Origin of the sequence: Devosia insulae DS-56 (assembly GCF_000970465.2) — a bacterium.
Taxonomy (GTDB): Bacteria; Pseudomonadota; Alphaproteobacteria; order Rhizobiales; family Devosiaceae; genus Devosia_A; species Devosia_A insulae.
On the sequence record NZ_LAJE02000055.1, the window covers coordinates 1 to 16,231 of the forward strand.

A 16,231-nucleotide genomic window follows, 5' to 3' on the forward strand; every position below is an offset into this window, starting at 1 on the left:
CTTCACGCGCGCGCACCTCGGCGCCGGCCCAGTCGGCAATCGCCTCGGCGCGGAGGTTCCCGCTGTGGTGGACGAGGATGCCCGCACCGATCGAGTTCGAGACTTCGACCAGCGCCTTGGCGGCAGCGATCTGGTAGGGCAGCGTCACCGGGTCCATGAAGTTGGACGACACCAGCCCGTGCACGGTGTAGCGGAAATCGAACTGCCTGGTCAGCGCCAGCAGCGCCTCGTGCCGCTCCTTGATGATCCGGCCGCCGGCGACGAGATCGAGGCTGGTGATGCCGATCTCGACAGTGTCGACGCCCATTTCGCTGAGGGCGCGCATATCGGCTTCGAGGGTGGCGAACTCGCCATTGTCCGAGCCGACATTGAAGCCGGTCGCAATGATGTTGCTCATGAAATGTCTCCTGGTGGTTGCAGGCTAAGAAATGTGGCAGGCCGCCCTCAGTGCGAGATGCGGCGCCCGTCTTCGAGCGAGAACAGGTGCAGCGCGCTGTCGGCGAGGCTGAGATGCACCGGCGTGCCGGATTTGAGCTCGGCACTGTCATTGTCGAGCGCCACGATGCGGCTGCCATTGGCATCGGCATGGATCAGCCGCGAGGCGCCCAGCTCTTCGACATAATCGACCACCGCCGGGATCGCGCCATGCGTGTCGGCGCCGGTGCGGCGCACGCCTTCGGGGCGAACCCCCAGCACCACCTTGCGGCCGGGCTGGCGCACGCCATTGAGCTGGCTGACATTCATCCGGCCGCCGGCGCCGTGGACGAAATGCCCCTCGGCGTCGAACTCGCCTTCGAACAGGTTCATTGCGGGCGAGCCGATGAAGTCGGCGACGAAGCGGCTGGCCGGATTGTTGTAGACCTCGGTCGGCTTGCCGATCTGCTCGACCTTGCCGGCATTCATGATGATCAGCTTGTCGGCCAGCGTCATTGCCTCGATCTGGTCGTGCGTCACGAACACCGAGGTGACGCCGAGATCGCGGTGCAGGCGCCGGACTTCCGAGCGCATGGCGACACGGAGCTTCGCATCGAGGTTGGAGAACGGCTCGTCGAACAGGAACACTTTCGGCTCGCGCACCATGGCGCGGGCCATGGCGACGCGCTGCCGCTGGCCACCGGAGAGTTCGCCCGGCCGGCGATCGAGGAACGGCTCCAGCGACACCGACTGCGCCACCTTCATCACCCGTGCGTCGCGCTCGGCCTTCGGCACCTTGGCCACCTTCAGCGCATAGCCGATATTCTTCCGCACCGTCATATGCGGGTAGAGCGCATAGTTCTGGAACACCATGGCGCAACCGCGCTCGCGCGGCTCGAGCTTGTTGACCACAGTGCCGCCGATGGCGATCTCACCCTCGGTGATCTCTTCCAGCCCGGCGATCATCCTGAGCAGCGTAGACTTGCCGCAGCCCGAAGGCCCGAGGATGACGACGAACTCGCCCGCTTCGATGTTGACGTCGACGCCGTGGATCACGGCGGTCTTGGCGTAATTCTTCTTCACGCCCTTGATGGTGATCTGAGCCATGGGTCTATCCAATCATTTGTCGCGAGAAATGAGGCCACGCACGAACCAGCGCTGCATGAAGGCAACGACCAGCAGCGGCGGCAGCATGATGATGAGCGCACCGGCCATGGTGACGTTCCAGTCGGGGGTACCGTTCTGCGCCGGGATCAGCGCCTTGAGCTGCATCACCACGGTGCCGAAATTGGCCCGGTCGGTCGTGATCAGCAGCGGCCACAAATACTGGTTCCAGCTGGAGACGAACATGATGGTGGCGAGCGCCAGCATGTTGGTGCGGCTCAAAGGCAGCAGCACGTCGAAGAAGAATTCGAGCGGGTGGGCGCCGTCCATCTTGCTGGCTTCCACCAGTTCGTCCGGAATGGTCATGAAGAACTGCCGGTAGAGGAAGGTGCCGGTCGCGGTGGCGACCAGCGGCAGGATCAGGCCGGTATAGGAGTTGAGCAGGTTCCAGTTGAGCGCGATCTGCACCCCGCTCACCGCCTGCACCAGCCCGGTAATCCCCAGCGTATCGAGGATGACCTGGAACGGCAGCAACGCGTTGGCGGCGATCGAGTAGGTCGGCACGATGCGCACTTCGAGCGGCAGCATCAGGGTGATGAAGATCAGCCAGAAGCAGATCATCCGCGCCTTGAAGCTGAAGAACACGATGGCGAATGCCGACAGCGAAGCCAGCGTGATCTTGCCGACCGTCACCCCGATGGCGACGATGAAGCTGTTGATCAGCTTGGGCCCGAGGTCGCCGCGCGTCCACGCCGCCGCAAGGTTCTCGAACAGGTGCGACGATGGCAGGAGGCTGATCGGCACCTGGCTGACTTCCTGCAGCGACTGCGAGCCGGCGACCAGGGTAATCCAGAACGGGATCACCACGACGAGGGCGCCGAACGCCATGGCGAGGTAGGTGATGAAGTCGAAGAAGGGGGAACGCTCGATCACGGCTTCACCTCAGTTGTAGTGGACGCGCCGTTCGACCCATTTGAACTGGACGAACGTGAGGCCGATGACGAGCAGCATGAGGACGATCGACTGGGCCGCGGCGCCCGAGTAGTCGAGGCCTTTGAACCCGTCGAAATAGATCTTGTAGACCATGACTTCGGTCTGCCCGATCGGGCCGCCCTCGGTCATCACATCGATCAGCCCGAAGCTGTCGGTGAAGCTTGAGATCAGGTTCATGATCAGGAGGAAGAACGCCGTCGGGGCGATCAGCGGCAGCTGCAGGTCGATGAGCCGCTGGAACGGACGGGCGCCATCCATGGCGCCGGCTTCCGAGATCGAGCGCGGGATCATCTGCAGCGCGGCGAGAAAGAAGATGAAGTTGTAGCCGATGCCGAGCCAGGCATGGCAGACGATCACCATCGCCAGAGCATGAATACCATTGGTCGCCGGGTCCCAGATGCCCGGCCAGATCTGGTTGACCGAGCCGATCAGCCCCGATTCCGGCGCAAAGATGAAGCGGAAGGCGACGCCCGCTGCCGGCGCCGCGATGGCGTAGGGCCAGACATAGATCGACTGGAAAATGCGGGTGCCCTTCAGCGAGCGATCGACGAACGCCGCGAGCGTCAGCGCCACCGCCATCGACAGCCCGGTGGAGACAATGGCGTAGAACGCGCTGCGCAGCACCGTGCCCCAGTATTCCCGGTCACGGAAGATGGCGAGGAAGTTGTCGAACCCGACCCAGGTGTTGCCGCCGCCCCACGGCTGCTCGAGCGAGAATGCCCAGTAAAGCGCCTGCGTGGTCGGCCAGTAGAAGAAAACGAGGACGAGGATCAACTGTGGCGCAAGCAGCAGCCAGGGCATCCACCCGTTGCGATAATAGGCGCGGCGTTCCATGAGGACCTTCCACCAAAATAGCATGCACGGACGGCCGATGGGCCGTCCGTGCGGAAGTCAGGCAGAGATCAGAGCAGGTTCTTGCCGGCGTAGGTCGCCTCGAAGCGACGCAGGATTTCGTTGCCCTTGGCATCGAACTCTTCGAGCGCCTGCTGCACCGGCACGTTGTTGAACAGCACCGACTGGATGGTCTTGACCATCTCGGCGCGGATCGAGGCGTAGTTGCCCAGGCGAATGCCACGGGTGTTCTCGCCGGCCGGCATGGTGAGCGACTTGATGGCCAGCTCGCGGCCCTTGTACGGGGCGGCGTCATAGAAACCGGCGGCCTTCATGGCCTCGAAGCCGGAATTGGTAACCGGGATGTAGCCGGTGACCGTCGACCACCACTGGGTCTGCTCCGGCGTGGCAAGGAAGTTGTAGAACGCCGCGGCGCCCTTGTATTCCTCGGCGGACTTGCCCTTCAGCGTCCACAGCGAGGCGCCGCCCACGAACGAGTTGTGGCGCTCGAAGCCGTCAAGCATCGGCAGCATGGCATTGGTCCAGTGCACGCCTTCCTTGGCCTGCTTGCCGAAGGTGCCGTGATCGGCAACCGACGACGAGGTGATCTGGCACTTGCCGTTGACGAAGGCGTCATTGGCAGTCTCGCCGGCATCCTTGGACTTATGAACGAAGAGACCTTCGTCATACATCTTCTTGATCCAGGTCAGCTGGTCGACGAACTTGCCCTTTGACACCACCATCTCGGCATTGAGGCCACTGAAACCGTTGCCGAGCGTCGCGATCGGCTGGTTGTGGATGGCTTCGAACTGCTCGAACCACTGCCAGGCGCCGGCCGGGTCGAACGCCACCGGGCAGTCATAGCCAGCGGCCTTCATTTTGCGGGCGACGTCTTCGACCTGGCTCCAGGTTTCCGGGATGCCTTCGAAGCCAACCTTGGCCAGCGCGTCGGTGTTGTAATAGATCTGCGCGGTGGAGGAGTTGAACGGCATCGACAGCAGTTCGCCAGTCGAAGTCGAGTAGTACGAGCCGACGCCGGCGAAATAGTTCGCCCAGTCGATCTTGTAGCCGTTCTCTTCCATCAGCTGGCGCACCGGGACGAACGCGTCCGACAGCATCAGGTCGAGCGTGCCGGCGTCGAAGATCTGGGTGACGGTCGGCTGCTTGTTGGCGCGGAACGCGGCGATCGTGTTCTGCAGGTTGTTGTCGTAGTTGTCCTGGCTGACACAGACGATCTCGTAGTCGCTCTGCGACTCGTTGAAGGTCTTGCACATGTCCTGGATGCGTTCGGAAAGGTCGCCGCTGAGGCCGTACCAGAACTCGAACTTGGTCGCGGCAGCGGCAGGCGAGGCCACAAAAGTCAGGGCGGTCGCCGCCAGAGCTGCGCTGAGCAGCCAATTGGATTTCATGTTCAGTCTCCAAGCAAGGGGAATGTCGGTCGATTTCTCGAGCGGCGCACTCCTAGTCGGAGACCTTGACGGTTGGATTTCAGCCCGATGAACGAGCCGTGACAGCTCGATGACAACTGGATGTCACGAGAGCCAAGTGCTTGAAGACGCAGGAGTCGCTACGGCCGAAGCGGCAGATAAAGATGGCGGCCATGCGGCGGAGAGCTGTGCATAACCACGCCGGTGCTCTCGAGTGACCAGCACCTACCGGCGTCATTCCCGCGCAGGCGGGAACCTAGTGGGATGCTGCAGCACCCGCTGATGCCGGGAGATCCCACTGGGTTCCCGCCTTCGCGGGAATGACGCCGGTGGTTGGCGTAGGACCGAGCCGCGCTCGCTCAGAGCGGGCAGCGGCGCGGCAGGCCACCGGCGATAATGGTGTCGCTGACCGGATCATAGCTCGAGAACGCCGCCTGGCAGGCTTCAATGTGCTGGGTCCACGAGCCCGAGCGGTTGCCCAGCGAACTCACCAGCCACAGGTTGTTGGGGCGAAGCCGCGAGCGCGGATGGATTGCGAGCTCGGCATTGATCGCCGCGGCGGCCGGGTCGAAGTTCGGGAAATTCGGATTGCCGGGGTTACCGTAGATGTAGTCGTCGCCGTCCGGCAGCGGCGTCGGCAGGTAAGTCGGGGTGCCGCCGCGTACGATGATCTCGAGCGGCTGGGCCAGCGCCGGACCGGCGAGGAGCAGGGTCACAGTTGCGGCTACTACGGGGAGCAGGCGTTTCATTCCAACCTCCATGTCGTCCGACCATCAAAAGCGAGAGCATTCATGCAATGCTCGGATAACGTTGATACTGCCGATTAAGTACCGCGCGCCAGTTAACAATCTCGCGACCGGCACGAGTCGGCAATAGCTCAATTACAATGGGGTTCGGTACACTACCGTATCAAGACCTTCCATGCGCGCCTTGATCTGCAGCGCGACGAATTTCGAGAAGAAGCGGCTGAGCGCCAGGTTGCCGCCCTGGAACCACAGGTTCTCCTGGGCCACCGGCTTGTACATGTTGCGCAGTTCGCCGTGCCACGGGCCGGGATCGTTGCGTGTGCCGGAGCCCAGCCCCCAGCAGGTGCCGATCTCGTCTGCCACCTCGCGCGACACGATCTTGGCCACCACTTCGTGCATCGACTGAAAACCAGTCGACTGGATGATCAGGTCGGCGGCGATCTCGCTGCCATCGGCAAAGCGGATGCCGGTGGGGGTGAGCGTCTCGATCTCCACTCCCGCCTTGATGCCGATCTCGCCGTCGATGATCAGCTGCGAGGCGCCGACATCGACGTAATAACCCGAGCCCGTGCGATAGGCCTTCATCATCAGCCCGGTTTCGTCCGGCCCGAAATCGAGCAGGAACCCGGTGGCGCGGAGCTTGTCGTAGAACGCTGCGTCGCGCGCCCGGATCTTGTCGTAGAGCGCCTTCTGCTTTGCCGGCTGCAGCGCAAATGGCGTCGCCGCGCCTAAGAGATCAGCCGTGTCGACATCGATCCCTGCCGCCACCGCCGCCTCGGAATAGGTGTCGAAGGCCAACTCCATCAGCGTTTCGGAGCGCACCACCGTGGTCGGCGAGCGCTGCACCATGGTGACCTCGGCGCCGGCTTCCCACAGGTCGACCGAAACGTCGTGCCCGGAGCTGGCGGCGCCGATCACCACGGCCTTCTTGCCCTGGTATTTCGTCCCATCGGAGTACTGGCTGGAGTGGAGGATTTCACCCTTGAAGCCGGTCGCCCCAGGCAGCGGAATGAACTTCGGCGGCCCATAGGCGCCGGTAGCGAACACCAGCTGCTTCGGCCTGAGGGTGAGCGGCTTGCCGCCGCGCTTGAGTTCGACCGTCCAGCGCTGCTCTGCTGCGTCGAACTTCGCCGAGATGCATTCGGTGCAGCCCCAGTAGCTGAGCTCCATCACCTTGACGTACATCTCGAGCCAGTCGCCCATCTTGTCCTTGGGGGTGAAGACGGGCCAGTGCGCCGGGAACGGGATATAGGGCAGGTGGTCGTACCAGACCGGGTCATGCAGGACGAGTGAGCGGTAACGGTTGCGCCAGGAGTCCCCGGCCTTGGGGTTCTTCTCGACGATCACGGTTGGAACGCCCAGTTGCTTCAGCCGGGCCCCGAGCATGATGCCGCCCTGCCCGCCGCCGATGATCAGGCAGTAGGGGTCGGCGCCGGCACCGAACGAGGCTTCGTCGCGCGCCCGTGCTTCCGACCAGGTTTCGCGGTTGCGGTCGGCGCCGTGGCGCACACCCATGGCGCGACTGAAGCCGAGTGCCTCCTCATGCCCGTCGAGCGCTTGCAGCGTGGTGAGCATGGTGCGGCATCTGCCGTCCTCGAGGGTGAAGATGCCCTGCCCTTGCCCAACCTTCGTCTTGAAGCTGAACCAGGGCTGCAGCGGTTCTGATGGGCCGCCCGTGGCACTGGTCACCTGCCAGCTCGAGGGCTGGGTCGATTCCAGCGTTGCTTCGAGCATCGCCGCGATGGCGGCCTTGCCCTCCATGGTTTTGACGTTCCAGGTGAAGGCGACGATGTCGCGCCAGTAGCAGTCCTCGGCAAACAGCTCGAGCGTCGCGGCAAGGTCGCCTTTCGCCAGCGTGTCGCTGAACATGGCGAGCCAGGCGGCCGCCGCTGCCGCGGGTGCAGTATCGTGCATCAAGTAGACCCCAACTATGGGCGACGGGCACACCGTCGCAGAACCGCGAGACAGACGCGGCAACAAACTCAGTCGCCCAACGGCTCCAGCACCCGGCCCTTGCGATGGTTCAGCACGGTGTACTTGATCCGGCGCAGCGTCTCGCGCGCATCGGGGTCGAGCCGGGTGCCGACCGCGCTCGAAACGAGGTCGATAATGGCAAGGAATGCATAGCGCGAAGCCGTGGGCTTCAGCGGATCGGGGAACTCCGGAATATCGACGGTGAGCGCTACGTCCGCGGTGGCGGCGAGGTCGGTGTCAGGGGCGGTGATGCAGATCGCCTTGGCCCGGTAGTGCTTGGCCAGTTGCACCGCGTCCACCACTTCGCAGGTGCGGCCGGTGCCGGAAATGGCAATCACCAGATCATTCGGCTTCAGCGTCGAGGCCGTCATCTTCATCACATAGGGGTCGGAATGCGCACTGACCACGACGCCATAACGGAACAGCCGGTTCTGCGTTTCCAGCGCCAGCGAGGTCGAACTGCCCCCCAGCCCGAACACCAGCACCTGATGGGCGCTCGCCACCAGCTCGGCCGCGGCGATTATATCCTTGGGATCGATCTGCCGTTCGACCAGATTGAGCGCGTTGCGCGCCTCGCCGAACACTTCGGTCCACAGCGGCGAGGCATCCGAACTGACCTCGCCGGCTGGCGGCGCCGGCGCGAAGTACAGCCGCCCCACCACCACGCTCTGCGCCAGCTTCAGCTTGAAGTCGCGCACCCCGTCGCAACCGATGGCGCGACAGAAGCGGGTGACCGTCGGCTCGCTCACTTCGGCGCGTTTGGCGATCTCGGCGTTGGAGGCATCGACCGAGAAGGTAACGTCGGCCAGCACCACGTCGGCGACGCGCCGTTCGGCCGGCCTGAGCTCACTGTAGGAATCCTTGATCTGCGACAGGATGTCGGGGATCGGCTTGGCGTAGGCTTCGCTGTCATCGCGCCTGGGCTTGCGCATATCCGGCCTTCCGGCTGTTGGGTCTGACGCGACTTCTATCATTTCTGACCAGCCAATGCCCTATCCCGGAAACGCCTCGCCTGCGGTGTCCCGCCGCCCATTTCCTCGGCACAATGTAGGAAACTTACACACGATGCAAGCCTCAAGAAGCCCAGAAATTCGGCAGTTACCTTCACGCTATGAAACTAATCTGACAGCCGCTTGACTCGGAAAGTAGGATAGTTACAGACTGCCTCCAGGACGGGGATGAGGGCGCAACAGGGAGCGCCCGTAAGCCGTTCCATAGTCTGGTACGGGGCAGCGCGAGGGCCGATGACAGCTCAGGAGTTGAAGCAACCGAAGCTACGGGTGAAGGGCGCCACCAAGGTCTACAATACCCGCTCGGGCGACCTGTTGGCGATCGATCGCTGCTCGCTTGATGTGATGGAGGGCGAGATCGTTGCGATCGTCGGCCCTTCCGGTTGCGGCAAGACCACGCTGCTATGGTCGATGTCGGGGCTGCACGGCCTCACCTCAGGCGAAGTGCTGCTCGATGGCAAGCCGGTCACCGGCCCCAATCCCGAAATCGGCATGGTGTTCCAGGAGGCCAACCTCCTGCCCTGGCGCGATCTCGATGCCAATATCAACTTCCCCTTCGAGATCAAGGGCACCAAGCCCGATCGGGTCTGGATCGACGAACTGTTGAGCCGCGTCGGCCTCGAAGGCTTTGGCGGGCGCTTCCCGCGTGAGCTGTCGGGTGGCATGCAGCAACGCGCCGCTTTGGTTCGCGCCCTGAGCTACAAGCCCTCCGTGCTGCTGATGGACGAACCGTTCGGCGCCCTCGACGCCTTCACCCGCGAAGAGATGAATCGGCTGGTCGAGGAAATCTGGCTCGACACCAAAACCACCATCGTCCTCATCACCCACTCGATCGACGAAGCCATCTTCCTTTCCGACCGCGTGGTGGTGATGAGCCCGCGCCCCGGCCGGGTCGCCAATATCCACGAGGTGCCGTTCGCGCGGCCCCGCTCGCTCGAGATCATGTCGACCAAGGAGGTTTTCGACCTCACCAACATCATCAAGGCGGAAATCGTCGGCACGCAGCAGAGTCGCTTCCCGAGAGACGCGGTTCAGTCGGCGGCAGTGGCGTGAGGATCAGATGAGCGAAACCGACGCCATTCCCGAGTTCAAGAAATCCGCCGGCGCCGCCAGCGAAGTCGGCATCACCAACATGTCCGCCCTCACTTCCGGCCCCGGCATCAAGTCGATGGGCGAAGTGCTGGCGATCGTCCTCGTCGCCGTGGTGATCATCGGCGGCACCGAACTGCTGCTGAACCTCTTCGCTGTGCCGCAATATGTGCTGCCCAAGCCGAGCGAGATCGCAGTGGCTTTGTTCACCGATTTCCCGTTTATCGCGCCGCATCTCGGCCATACGCTGGTCGAGCTGTTCGTCGGCTTCGGCATCGGCGCGGTGGTCGGGCTGATCCTCGCAGCGGTAATCACCCAGTTCCCCTTCGCCGAAAAGATCATCACGCCCTACATCCTGCTGCTGGTGACGACGCCGATGCTGGCGCTGGTGCCACTGCTGATCCTGCGCTTCGGCTTCGGCTACGAGCCGCGCATCATCGCCGTGGCGCTGGCTTCGGGCCCGATGGTGATGATCAATGCCGCCACCGGCTTCCGCCGGGTCGATCGCGGCAAGATCGCGCTGGCCCGCTCCTATGGCGCCTCGACCCTGCAGATTTTCTGGAAGGTGCGCGCCCCGATGGCGCTGCCGATGATCTTTGTCGGCCTGATGGTCGGCTCGATCTTCGGGCTGCTGACCGCGGTCGGCGCCGAAATGGTCGGCGGCGGCTTCGGGCTGGGCAACCGGCTGACCTCCTACTCATCCATGATCCAGATGCCGCAATTCTTCGCGGTGGTCTTGATCCTCTCGATCCTGGGCATCCTGATCTACGTGCTCTTTTTCCTGCTCGGGAAGAAGTACGCGAGCTGGGAGGCCTGAGGCACTGCCTGCCGCCGGAGGGAATGGCGGCAGGAATAAGGGACTAAGGGACGATCCATCAACAGGGGTATGATTGAATGACCAAGTTCTCGCTTTCCGGCGGCATGAGCCGCCGCACCTTCCTGCAGGTTTCGGCCGCCGGCGTGATAACCGCAACGGCCCTCGGCGGCATCGGCCGCGCCAGCGCCGCGCCCTATCCGAAGTTCACCTGGATCTCGCCGCGCGGCACCCTCGAAGTGCTCGACGACTATCCGTACTGGATCGGCAAGAAGATGGGCTATTTCGATGGCCTCGAGGTGGCGACCGACATGCAGCCGGGCCCGTCCGACGGCACCGCCACGGTGAAGTTCGTCGATGTCGGCCAGGCCGATATGGGCTTCCCCTCGCCGGGCGTGTTCTCGTTCGCACTCGAAAACGGCATGAAGCTGAAGTCGGCCTTCCACATGGGCGCGCTCGACACCTTCAGCCTCGCCTTCCGCAAGGGCGAGGGCTCCAATGACCTGAAGAAGCTCGAAGGCAAAACCATCCTGCTCGGCTCGGCCGCCTGGCAGCCGATCGTCGACCCGATGCTCGCCGTGCACGGCGTCGACATCTCTAAGGTGAAGTATGTCGAAGCCGGCTGGCCGACCTGGGGCACCGCCCTCGCCAGCGGCCAGGGCGATGCGGCCCTCGCCTGGGAGGGCCTGCGCGCCGAGTGGATCGGCTCCAAGCTCGACTTCGAATACTGGCTGGGCGTGCAGCACTCGCCGCTCTTCGCCAACACCTTCGTGGTCCGCGCCGCCGACCTCGACGATCCCGACAAGAAGGCCTTCCTCGACAAGTACCTGCGCGGCTGGGCCATGGGGCTCGAGTTCGCCTATCACAATCCGCTGGCGGCCGTCGAAGCGGTGTTCGAGCAGTTCCCGACGCTCGCCACCAATATCGGGCCCGAACTGGGTGCCACCTCGATCCTGCAGCAGATCGCCGTGTTCCGCGGCGACATGTCGAAGCGCAAGGGTTGGGGCGACCACGACCTCGCGGCCTGGCAGACCTTCTTCGACAAGATCTACGAGCTGAAGCAGATCACCAAGCCGGTGAAGGCCGAAGACGTAGTGACCAATGACGTCATTGGGCCTGCCAACGACTTCGACCACGACAAGGTCAAGGCCGATGCCGCCGCCTACGTGCTGTCGGACGCCTTCAAGGCCATCAACATCGAGGACGTCAAGGCGCACCTTTACGACCAGGCCATTCCGGCCGATCGCTGAGCCAACGTGTGGGCGGCATCCAGTCGGTGCCGCCCACGCTCACAGCATAGACCGCACTGGGTCCCCGCCTTCGCGGGGATGACGCCGGTGGTTGCAGGAATTTCACGGCTACATGGCCGACACGTAAGCGGATGGGGAGGGCCGGATGGCCAATGTGGTAAAAGTTCTGGTCGTCGGGCTCGGCAATATGGGCGCCTCGCATGCGAGCGCCTATCACCGCAATCCGGGGTTCGAGATCGTCGGGCTGATGAGCCGCTCGATCAAATCCAAGCCCATTCCGGGCGAGCTCAAGGGCTATCCGCTGTTCGAGGATTATGACGAAGCGCTGCGGGTGGCTAAGCCCGATGCGGTGTCGATCAACTCATGGCCCAACAGCCATGCCGAGTACGCCATCAAGGCGATCAATGCCGGCGCCCATGTGTTCATGGAAAAGCCGCTCGCCACCAACATTGCCGACGCCGAAGCGGTGGTGAAGCTGGCGCGCGAGAAAAACAAAAAGCTGGTGCTGGGCTATATCCTCCGCGTCCACCCCAGCTGGATGAAATTCACCGAACTGGCGCAGACGCTGGGCAAGCCCCTCGTCATGCGGCTCAACCTCAACCAGCAGTCGGGCGGCCCGACCTATGACTGGCACAAGAACCTGATCGACTCGCTGATCCCGATCGTTGATTGCGGCGTCCACTATGTGGACGTGATGTGCCAGATGACCAAGGCCAGGCCGGTGCGCGTGCACGGCATCGGCGCCAAACTCTGGGCGGAAGCCGACAAGCAGAACTACGGGCACCTGCATGTCGAGTTCGATGACGGCTCGGTCGGCTGGTACGAAGCCGGCTGGGGCCCGATGATGAGCGAGGTCGCCTATTTCGTGAAGGACGTGGTCGGCCCCAAGGGCGCCGTCTCGATCGTCCCCAACCCCAAGGCGCATAAGGAAGGCGTGTCGGACTCCTCCGATATCGACCAGCACACCAAGACCGACGCCATCCAGTATCATCATGCCGAGGTGAACCCCGGGGACAAGAGCTTTGTCCGCAAGGACGAGATCTTCACCATGACCGACGAGCCCAACCACCAGGAGCTCTGCGACCGCGAGCAGGCGTTCTTTTTGAAAGCCATCCAGGAAGATCTCGACCTCACCGAGTCGATGGATGCGGCGGTGAACAGCCTCAGGATCGTGCTTGCCGCCGAGCAGTCGATCAACGAAAAGCGCGTCGTCGAACTGGCCTGAGACACACCTGATCAGCGTGACGAAACCGGCGGGCAGTTGCCCGCCGCAGTCGCCCCATACCGCAAGCGGAGACCATCGATGACTTCACCGGCAGCCGGACAGGGCTTCGATATCGTGCTGAAGGGCGGCCGCGTCCTCGATGAACGCAACGGCGTCGACGGCGTGCTCGATGTGGCGATCAAGGCCGGCAGGATCGCCGCGGTCGGCAAGGACCTCGCGACAGCGGGGGCAAAAGTCGAGGATGTCAGCGGCGCCATCGTCGCACCGGGGCTGATCGACATCCACACCCATGTCTACCACAAGGCGACCTCGCTCAGCGTCGACCCCGGCTTCATCGCCCGCCGCTCCGCCTGCACCACGCTGGTCGATGCCGGCAGCGCCGGCGCCGGCAATTATGACGGTTTTCGCGATTACGTGATGATCCACTCGCCCTACCGGATCTTCGCCTTTCTCAACATCTCGTTCCCCGGCATTTTCGGCTTCGACAAGGGCGTGTCGATCGGCGAGGCGACGCTGCGCTCAATGCTGCCGGTGGAGAAATGCGTCGAAAAGGTCGAGGCCAACCGTGACCGCATTATCGGGGTGAAGGTGCGCATCGGCGGCATCGTCACCGGCGAGCTCGGGCTGGGCGCGCTGGAGCTGGCGCTCGAGGCCGCCAACGCGCTGAACCTGCCGTTGATGACCCATATCGGCACCGCCCCGCCGAGCTATGCCGATGTGGTCGATATGCTGCGGCCCGGCGACATCCTCACCCATTGCTACCGCCCCGACCCCAACTCGGCCATCGGCCCCGACGGCAAGGTGATCGATGCGGTGCTCAAGGCCCGTGAGCGCGGCGTGCTGTTCGACATCGCCCACGGCATGGGTGCCTTCGGCTATGACAGCGCCGAGGCGGCATTGCAGGATGGTTTCAAGCCCGACCTGATCTCGTCGGACGTGCACGTCATCGCCGTCGAGGGCCCGGGCTACGACCTGCTCCACACCATGAGCAAGCTGCTCAATTGCGGCCTGTCACTGCCCGAAGTGATCGGCATGTCGGCCAACCGCCCTGCGCTCGCCATCCAGCGGCCCGAGCTAGGGCACCTCGGCGTCGGCGCCGTCGCCGACATCACGGTGCTGAAGCAGTACGACAGCAACTACGTGTTCCAGGATGTGGTCGGCAAACGCCGCCAGGGGTCATCGCTGCTGCAGCCGGTGTCGGTGTACCTCGGCGGCAAATCCATGGAAGTCAGCCGCCGCCCATTCGAGGAGAGCTTCCTCATCGGCGGCCATCATGGGCATGAGCACTAGAGAGATCGAGCGCTTGGCGCCCCTCACCCCGCGGTGAGGCCTTTGGCCTCATCCGCCGCCCTCTCCCCATAGGGGCGAGGGGGCGATGGGGGCACCGCCGGTTCAAAGTGCGTCCCCTCGCCCCTCTGGGGAGAGGGCTAGGGTGAGGGGCGCCAAGCACACCGGCCCCGCGTCCCGCCCTCACCCGATCCTCACCACATTCCCCGTGCGCGCCGACTCCTCGGCTGCCAGTGTCGCCTGCAAGGCCGCGGCCGCATCCTCCGGTACGCCGATCTTCGGCGTGCTGCCGCTCAGCGCGCAGCTGGTGAAATAGTTGAACTCCTCACGCAACGCGCCGCCGCGGACCCCGTCGAACATCGGCCAATAGGTGATGTCGGGCGAATGCAGCTTGTTGGCGTCGACGATACCGAGCGGAGGAAAAGTGTCCTGGACGTGGATGATGCCTTCGGTGCCGATGATCGACATGCGCTCGTCGATATCGAACGGCGTTTGCGTCGGCATGCACCACACCGTTTCGAGCGTCGCGGTGGCGCCGCCGGCGAAGCGGAACATGGTCTGGCCGATATCGGGGTGCTTCAGCCCGCGCACGTCGACCGTCTGCGCATAGGCCGAGACGATCTTGTCGCCGGTCAGCCACAGCATGATGTCGGTGTCGTGGATGGCGTCGCCGACGATCGGGCCGATCTTGTTGAGGATGGTCGGGGTCCAGGCGGCCGGAATGTTCCGACGCGACGACAGCGCCACCACCTTGCCGATGCGGCCCTCGGCGATCGCCTGCTTGGCCATCCGGTAGCGCGGGTTGAAGCGCACGATATGGCCGATGAACAGGATGCCCTTCGCCCCCTTCGAGGCGGCGATGATCTTGTTGGCATCCTCGACGGTCGAAGCGATCGGTTTTTCGAGGAACACGTGCTTGCCGGCCTTCAGCGCGGCGATCGCCGGCTCGGTGTGCTGGTCCCACATGGTGCAGATCGACACCGCATCGATCTCCGGGTCGGCGAGCATGTCGTGATAATCGCGATAGAGCTTCTCGACGCCGAACTTCTCACCCAAAGCCGTGAGCCGATCCTCGGTGCGGGTGCAGAGCGCCGCCAGTTCGAGGTTAGGCACGCCCATGATGGTTTCGGCGTGGATCTCCCCAAACCAGCCGAGCCCGATAATGCCGATACGCAGCTTGTCCAAAACGACCCCCTCAAATGAACTCAGGCTAAATGCCTTGCTTAAAAGTCCTCGAGCGTCAGCTCGCGCGCCATCACGATGTTGCCCGAGGTGAGCCCGCAATCGACCGGGATCGCCGCGCCGGTGACGGCGCTGGCGGCGTCCGAGGCGAGAAAGGCGATCACCCGCGCCACCTCGTAAGGCTCGACGATGCGGCGGAGCGGATACCAGCGCTCCAGCGTCTTCAAGACGTTCGGATCCTTGGCCTTGCGCTCGTCCCAGACCGGGGTGCGCACCGTGCCGGGCAACACGATATTGGCGCGGATATTGTAGCGGCCATATTCCTGCGCCAGCGAGCGGGTGAGCGAGATCATCGCTGCCTTCGAGGCGCTGTAGGCCGGATCGCCCAAGGCCGCGAGGCCGTTGACCGAGCCGACATTGACGATATTGCCCGAGCGCCGCTCGACCATCTGCGGCAGCACCGCGTGGGCACAGGCATAGGCGCCGCCGACATTGGCGGCCATGTCCTCGTCCCAGCCGGCCGGGTCGGTCTTTTCGAAGGTGGCGTGGCGTGTGCCGCCGGCATTGTTGATGAGGATATCCACCACGCCGAAGCCCTTGAACGCCGCAGCCACCGCGGCGGCATCGGCGATATCGGCCACCGCCGGCTTCACCGTGATGCCGTCCTTGCCGAGCGTTTCGGCCAGCGCATGTACCTTGTCGCTGCGATCGAGCGCCGCGATGGTCGCGCCTTCTTCGCCGAAGAAACGGCAGAGCCACTGGCCGATGCCGCCTGCCGCGCCGGTGATGGCGATGGTTTTGCCGGTGAATGCGGCGGTCATGTTTGCTCCTTCAACAATGCTCACTCCTTCTGCTCCCCTCCCCCTTGAGGGGAGGGGTGGGGGG

At 63.8% G+C, this 16,231-nt stretch carries 14 protein-coding genes and 1 pseudogene; 5 read left to right on the top strand and 10 right to left on the bottom strand.

The genetic code is table 11. The features are described from left to right. The 8 genes and pseudogenes from VW23_RS02790 to VW23_RS02825 all read right to left on the bottom strand — a co-directional run. Nucleotides 1-397, bottom strand: a pseudogene (locus VW23_RS02790) (sugar phosphate isomerase/epimerase); the annotation flags it as partial. A 47-nt stretch (nt 398-444) separates the two neighbouring features. Beyond that, nucleotides 445-1,521, bottom strand: a complete 1,077-nt coding sequence (locus tag VW23_RS02795) for an ABC transporter ATP-binding protein (RefSeq protein WP_069908072.1) — start codon at nt 1,519-1,521, stop codon at nt 445-447. 12 nt (nt 1,522-1,533) lie between these two features. Beyond that, nucleotides 1,534-2,451, bottom strand: coding sequence for an ABC transporter permease subunit (locus tag VW23_RS02800; protein ID WP_069908073.1), 918 nt, complete (start codon nt 2,449-2,451; stop codon nt 1,534-1,536). A gap of 9 nt (nt 2,452-2,460) precedes the next feature. Then, the gene (locus VW23_RS02805) at nt 2,461-3,345 is read right to left on the bottom strand and encodes an ABC transporter permease subunit (protein ID WP_069908074.1); all 885 of its coding nucleotides are present in this window, start codon (nt 3,343-3,345) and stop codon (nt 2,461-2,463) included. Nucleotides 3,346-3,413: 68 nt separating this feature from the next. Further along, complete coding sequence (locus VW23_RS02810; protein ID WP_069908075.1) at nt 3,414-4,751, bottom strand: extracellular solute-binding protein; 1,338 nt, start codon at nt 4,749-4,751, stop codon at nt 3,414-3,416. A 377-nt stretch (nt 4,752-5,128) separates the two neighbouring features. Beyond that, nucleotides 5,129-5,518 carry a hypothetical protein gene (locus VW23_RS02815; protein WP_069908076.1) on the bottom strand — a complete coding sequence of 130 codons (390 nt, stop codon included), beginning with the start codon at nt 5,516-5,518 and terminating at the stop codon, nt 5,129-5,131. A 132-nt stretch (nt 5,519-5,650) separates the two neighbouring features. After that, nucleotides 5,651-7,429 carry an NAD(P)/FAD-dependent oxidoreductase gene (locus tag VW23_RS02820; RefSeq protein ID WP_069908077.1) on the bottom strand — a complete coding sequence of 593 codons (1,779 nt, stop codon included), beginning with the start codon at nt 7,427-7,429 and terminating at the stop codon, nt 5,651-5,653. Between the two features lie 68 nt (nt 7,430-7,497). After that, the gene (locus VW23_RS02825) at nt 7,498-8,421 is read right to left on the bottom strand and encodes a MurR/RpiR family transcriptional regulator (RefSeq protein ID WP_069908078.1); all 924 of its coding nucleotides are present in this window, start codon (nt 8,419-8,421) and stop codon (nt 7,498-7,500) included. Between the two features lie 312 nt (nt 8,422-8,733). Between VW23_RS02825 and VW23_RS02830 the strand changes: the two genes are divergently transcribed. From VW23_RS02830 to VW23_RS02850, 5 genes are all read left to right on the top strand, one after another. Then, nucleotides 8,734-9,552, top strand: a complete 819-nt coding sequence (locus tag VW23_RS02830) for an ABC transporter ATP-binding protein (RefSeq protein WP_069908079.1) — start codon at nt 8,734-8,736, stop codon at nt 9,550-9,552. A gap of 7 nt (nt 9,553-9,559) precedes the next feature. Continuing rightward, nucleotides 9,560-10,405, top strand: coding sequence for an ABC transporter permease (locus VW23_RS02835; protein WP_069908080.1), 846 nt, complete (start codon nt 9,560-9,562; stop codon nt 10,403-10,405). 77 nt (nt 10,406-10,482) lie between these two features. Then, entirely contained in the window at nt 10,483-11,652 is a 1,170-nt protein-coding gene (locus VW23_RS02840) for an ABC transporter substrate-binding protein (RefSeq protein WP_069908081.1), read from the top strand. 145 nt (nt 11,653-11,797) lie between these two features. After that, on the top strand, nt 11,798-12,877 hold the full coding sequence (locus tag VW23_RS02845; protein WP_069908082.1) for a Gfo/Idh/MocA family protein: 1,080 nt from the start codon (nt 11,798-11,800) through the stop codon (nt 12,875-12,877). A gap of 78 nt (nt 12,878-12,955) precedes the next feature. Further along, the gene (locus tag VW23_RS02850; RefSeq protein ID WP_069908083.1) at nt 12,956-14,167 is read left to right on the top strand and encodes an amidohydrolase/deacetylase family metallohydrolase; all 1,212 of its coding nucleotides are present in this window, start codon (nt 12,956-12,958) and stop codon (nt 14,165-14,167) included. A 180-nt stretch (nt 14,168-14,347) separates the two neighbouring features. Here the strand turns inward: VW23_RS02850 and VW23_RS02855 are convergent, their stop codons facing one another. After that, nucleotides 14,348-15,349 (bottom strand): Gfo/Idh/MocA family protein, encoded by a 1,002-nt coding sequence (locus VW23_RS02855; protein WP_069908084.1) that lies wholly within the window; start codon nt 15,347-15,349, stop codon nt 14,348-14,350. A gap of 38 nt (nt 15,350-15,387) precedes the next feature. Beyond that, on the bottom strand, nt 15,388-16,167 hold the full coding sequence (locus tag VW23_RS02860) for an SDR family oxidoreductase (RefSeq protein WP_069908085.1): 780 nt from the start codon (nt 16,165-16,167) through the stop codon (nt 15,388-15,390). Between the last annotated feature and the right edge of the window lie 64 nt (nt 16,168-16,231).